At 76.1% G+C, this 5,029-nt stretch carries 1 protein-coding gene; it reads left to right on the forward strand.

The genetic code is table 11. From position 1 onward, the window contains the following. Window positions 1-66: 66 nt before the first annotated feature. The coding region (locus CC117_RS40065; RefSeq protein WP_206744811.1) for an SDR family NAD(P)-dependent oxidoreductase at window positions 67-5,029 on the forward strand (4,963 nt) is incomplete at its 3' end.

Raw genomic sequence — 5,029 nt, forward strand, 5'->3', positions numbered from 1 at the left:
GGGCTGGGTGTGGGTGATGCGGTGGTGGTGGGGTCGTTGCGGCGGGGTGAGGGTGATGTGGGGCGGGTGGCGCGGTCGGCGGCGGAACTGTTCGTGCGGGGGGTTCCGGTGGACTGGTCGGGGGTGTTCTCCGGGTCGGCGGAGCCTGCCGGTGCCGGTGCCGGTGCCGGTGCCGGGGTGGGGGTGGGGCCGGATCTGCCGACCTATCCCTTCCAGCACGAGCGCTACTGGCTCGACGCCGGTCCGTCCGACACGCCCGGCCCGGGCCGGATCGCCGCGGCCGGCCTCGACCCGGTCGACCATCCGCTGCTCGGCGCGAGCATCACCGTCGCCGGGGAGCCCCCGGCATCGTCCGCCGCGGCGGACGGGGACCAGGGGGAGCCAGCCGGCGGCGGCCTGCTGCTGGCCGGGCGGCTGACCATCGACCGGCACCCCTGGCTGGCCGACCACCGTGTCGGCGGTGCGGTGATCCTGCCGGGCACGGCGCTGCTCGACGTCCTCGCCTGGGCCGGCGAGCAGGTGGACCTGCCGGTCCTCGACGAGCTGACCATCGCCGCGCCGATCCTGGTCGACGAACCGGCCGGTGCCGCGGGCACTGCGGGCCGCGGAGCCGCTGGCACCTCTCCCGCCGGCACGGACCTCCAGATCGCCGTCGGTCCGCGCCGCGCCGGGCGGCGGGCCGTCACGGTGCACTCGCGGAACGGAGCGGACGAGCCCTGGGTTGAGAACGCCCGCGGGTCGCTCGCGGCGGCAGTCGCCGACGGGACGTCCGGTGGGGTGTCAGGCGGGGAAGGGCAGGCCGCCTGGGCTGCGACGTGGCCGCCCGTCGGGGCGCGTCCCGTCGACCTGGATGGCTGCTACGACCGGCTGCCCGTCGAGTACGGCCCGGCGTTTCAGGCGCTGCATGCCGCCTGGGTGGCGGACGGCGTGGACGGCGTGGACGGCGTGGACGGCGTGGACGGCGCGACCAGGGTGGTGTTCGCCGAGGTGAGTCTTCCGGACGCCGCCGTGGGGCCCGCCGACGCCGGGACCGCCGCCTTCACCGGCCCGGCCGGGGACGACGCGGCGCCAGAGGACCAGTTCGGCCTGCATCCGGTACTGCTGGACGCTGCGCTGCACCCCCTCGCGGCCGCCGGCTTCTTCGCCGACCCCCAGCAGCCGCGCCTGGCCTTCGCCTGGTCCGGCGTCCGCCTGTGGGCTGTCGGTGYCCGTGCGCTGCGGGTGCGGATCGCCGCGAATGGCCCGGACAGCCTGACGATCAGTGCCGTCGACGCCGACGGTGCGCCGGTGGTGGACGTCGACGCCCTGGTGGTCCGGCYCGTCGACCCGCGGCAGCTGCTGGCCGGCCGCGACACCCGCCGGTGGGACGCGCTGTTCGAGGTCAGCTGGGAGGTGGTGGACGCCGCGCCGGTGCCGCGTGCGGACTGGACCGTCCACCCCGCCTCGGCCGCCGGCCTCGAGACCGGCGACGCGGCCGTCGATGCGACGTCCACCGGGTGGCCGCCGTTCGTGGTCTTCGTCCCCGACGGGGTGGAGGCTCCCGCCGCCGGCGGCCCGGATGCTTCGGACGCCGTCGGCGGCCTGGACGTTCCGGGCGAGGTGCGCGCGGCGGGGCTGCGGACGCTGCGAGCGCTCCAGGAGTGGCTCGCCGATGCCGGCACGCTCCGGTCCCGGCTCGTGGTCGTCACGCGCGACGGTGACCTGGCACATGGAGCGGTGCGTGGCCTGGTGCGTGCCGCCCAGGCGGAGCATCCCGGCCGTTTCGGCCTGATCGACCTGGACGCCACCGTCCTCTTGGACGCCACGGTCTCCCTGGACGTGGTCGCGGCTGGTCTCGGAGCGCCGTCCGACGAGCCGTGGGTGGCGGTCCGCCGCGCCGGGGAAGCCGGCGGAACCACGGTGTCGCTCGCCCGGCTGCGGCAGGCCGCGCCGGCCGGGACCGCCGGGACCGCCGCGCCCGCCGCGTCCACCGTGCCTGCTGGGACCGCTGGGACCGCCCTGACCCCGCGGCCCGGTCTCGAGGGCGCGACTGTACTGGTCACCGGGGCGTCCGGTGGTCTCGGTCAGCTGCTCGTCGACCATCTCGTCCGGGTGCACCGGGTGCGGGAACTGGTGCTGGTCGCGAGGTCCGGCATCGACGAGGAGCGGGCCGCGGAGCTGGAGGCCGAAGGCGTCATCGTCCACACCGTCGCCGCCGATGCCGCAGACCGCGCCGCGCTCGCCGGGATCGTGGCCTCCGTGCGGGCACGTCTCACCGCGGTCGTGCACGTCGCGGGCGTCGTCGACGACGGTGTGATCGAGGCCCTCGACGAGCCCCGCTGGAACACGGTCCTGCGGACCAAGGTGGACGCGGCCTGGCATCTGCACGAGCTGACGGCGGACCTCGACCTCACCGCGTTCGTCCTGTACTCGTCGGCGTCGTCCGTCTTCGGCGGTGCCGGGCAGGGTAACTACGCGGCCGGCAACGCCTTTCTTGACGCGCTCGCCGGATACCGGCGGCGTGCCGGGCTGCCCGGGGTGTCCCTGGCCTGGGGCCTGTGGGCGGAGGAGGCCGGCATGGGCGGCCGGCTCGGCGCGACCGACCGGGCCCGCATGACCCGGGACGGCACCAGGGCCCTCACGGCGGCGGAGGGTCTCGCGCTGTTCGACGCGGCCCTGAGCGACGACCGCCCGGCGCTGGTGCCCATCCGTCTCGACCTGGGCGAGCTGCGGCGCCGCCCCGACCCGCCCGCACTGCTGCGTGGGCTCGTGCCGGCGCGGCGCCGGACGGTCTCCGCCGCGGCAACGCCCGCTGGCGGGGTGTCCCTGCGTGACCGGCTCGCCGCCTCCCCGGCCGCGGACCGCGACGCGATCCTGCTCGAACTCGTCCAGGTGAACGCCGCGACGGTCCTCGGGCACAGCGACCCGGCGGTGGTCGAACCGGACCGGGCGTTCCGCGATCTCGGCTTCGACTCGCTGACGAGCGTGGAGCTGCGCACCAGCCTGATCGCCGCGGCGGGCGTGCGGCTGCCGGCCACGGTCGTGTTCAACCATCCGACTCCCCGGCGGCTCGCCGGCCACCTGCTGGAGCTGCTCGCCCCGAACCTTCCCGGGCACCTGGACGGGTCGCCGGCGGGTCACCCCGACGCGCCGGCCGCCGACGCCCGGACCGCTGCCGACGCCCGGACCGCCGCCGACGCCCGGACCGCTGCCGACGCCCGGACCGCCGCCGGCACCCGGACTGCTGCTGACGCCCCGACCGCCGGCGACACGTCCACCCGCGACCCGATCGTGATCGTCGCCATGGCCTGCCGGTTCCCGGGCGGCATCGGCTCGCCGGCCGAGCTGTGGCAGGCCGTGCTGGACGGCGCGGACGTCGTCGGCCCGCTGCCGGCGGACCGCGGCTGGGACCTCGACGGGCTCTACGATCCCGACCCGGACCGCCCCGGGCGGACGTACGTGCGCGCCGGCGGGTTCCTCACCGATGTGGCCGGCTTCGACGCCGCGCTGTTCGGGATCTCGCCGCGGGAGGCGTCAGCGATGGACCCCCAGCAGCGTCTGCTGCTGGAGACGTCCTGGGAGGCACTGGAACGGGCGGGCCTCGACCCGACCTCGCTCGCCGGCACGGCGACGGGCGTGTACGTCGGGACGCACGGCCAGGACTACGCCACGGAGGTCTCCGGCGAACAGGCCGACGAGGGGTATCTCGTGATCGGCCGGGCCGCGAGCGTGATGTCCGGGCGGGTGGCCTACGCCTTCGGGTTCGAGGGACCGGCCGTGACGGTCGACACCGCCTGCTCGTCCTCGCTCGTCGCCCTGCACACCGCCAGCGCGGCGCTGCGCGCCGGCGAGATCGACCTCGCCCTGGTGGCCGGAGCGTCGATCATGTCGAGCCCGGAGGGCCTGCTTGGCTTCTCCCGCCAGCGGGGCCTCGCCGCGGACGGCCGGTGCAAGGCCTACGCCGACGCCGCCGACGGGTTCGGCATGGCCGAGGGGGTGGGCGTCCTCGCGGTCGAGCGGTTGTCGGATGCGGTGCGGAATGGTCGTCGGGTGTTGGCGGTGGTGCGGGGTTCGGCGGTGAATCAGGATGGTGCGTCGAACGGTTTGACGGCGCCGTCGGGTCGGGCGCAGGAGCGGGTGATTCGGGCGGCGCTGGCAGACGCCGCTCTGTCCGCGGCGGACGTGGACGTCGTCGAGGGGCATGGGACGGGGACGCGGCTGGGTGATCCGATCGAGGCGCAGGCGTTGTTGGCGACGTACGGGCAGGGACGTCCGGCGGACCGCCCGCTGCTGCTGGGGTCGGTCAAGTCGAACATCGGGCACACCCAGGCCGCCGCCGGCCTGGCGGGTGTCATCAAGACGGTGCAGGCGATGGCGGCCGGAGTGGTCGCGCCGACGCTGCACGTGGACCGTCCCTCCACCCACGTCGACTGGTCGGCGGGTGCGGTGTCGCTGGTGACGGAGCGGGTGGGGTGGCCGGAGGTGGGCCGGCCGCGGCGGGCGGGGGTGTCGGCGTTCGGGGTGAGCGGGACGAACGCCCACGTCATCCTCGAACAGCCCGCCGCCGACACGCCCGCGCGTGGCGCCGGGCCCGTGCTGATCGCCGGCGGCCTCGCTGACGGCACATCGCCGGCGGGCGGATCGTCGGAGGGCGGATCGTCGGAGGGCGCCGTGCTGGATGGCGGCGCGGGCGAGGGTGTGGGCGCGGACGCCGAGTCCGTCGCGGTGCCCGTTGTGGTGTCGGCGGCGTCGCCCGAGGCCCTGCGGGTACAGGCCGCGCGCCTGGCGGATGTCATCCGCGGCGCGGACATCACCGCGGACGCGGTCGCGGCGGGGCTCGCGCGTCGCGCGCGGCTCGCGCACCGTGCGGTCGCGGTGGTCTCGGAGCGCGGCGACCTGCTGGCGGGGCTGGATGCGCTTGCCGCCGACCAGCCGCATCCCGCCGTCATCACCGGCACGGCGGCGGCCCGGAACAAGGGCCCGGTGTTTGTGTTTCCGGGTCAGGGGGCGCAGTGGGTGGGTATGGGTGCGGGTTTGTTGGGGGGTTCTT

It is taken from the genome of Parafrankia colletiae (assembly GCF_001854655.1).
GTDB classification, from domain to species: domain Bacteria; phylum Actinomycetota; class Actinomycetes; order Frankiales; family Frankiaceae; genus Parafrankia; species Parafrankia colletiae.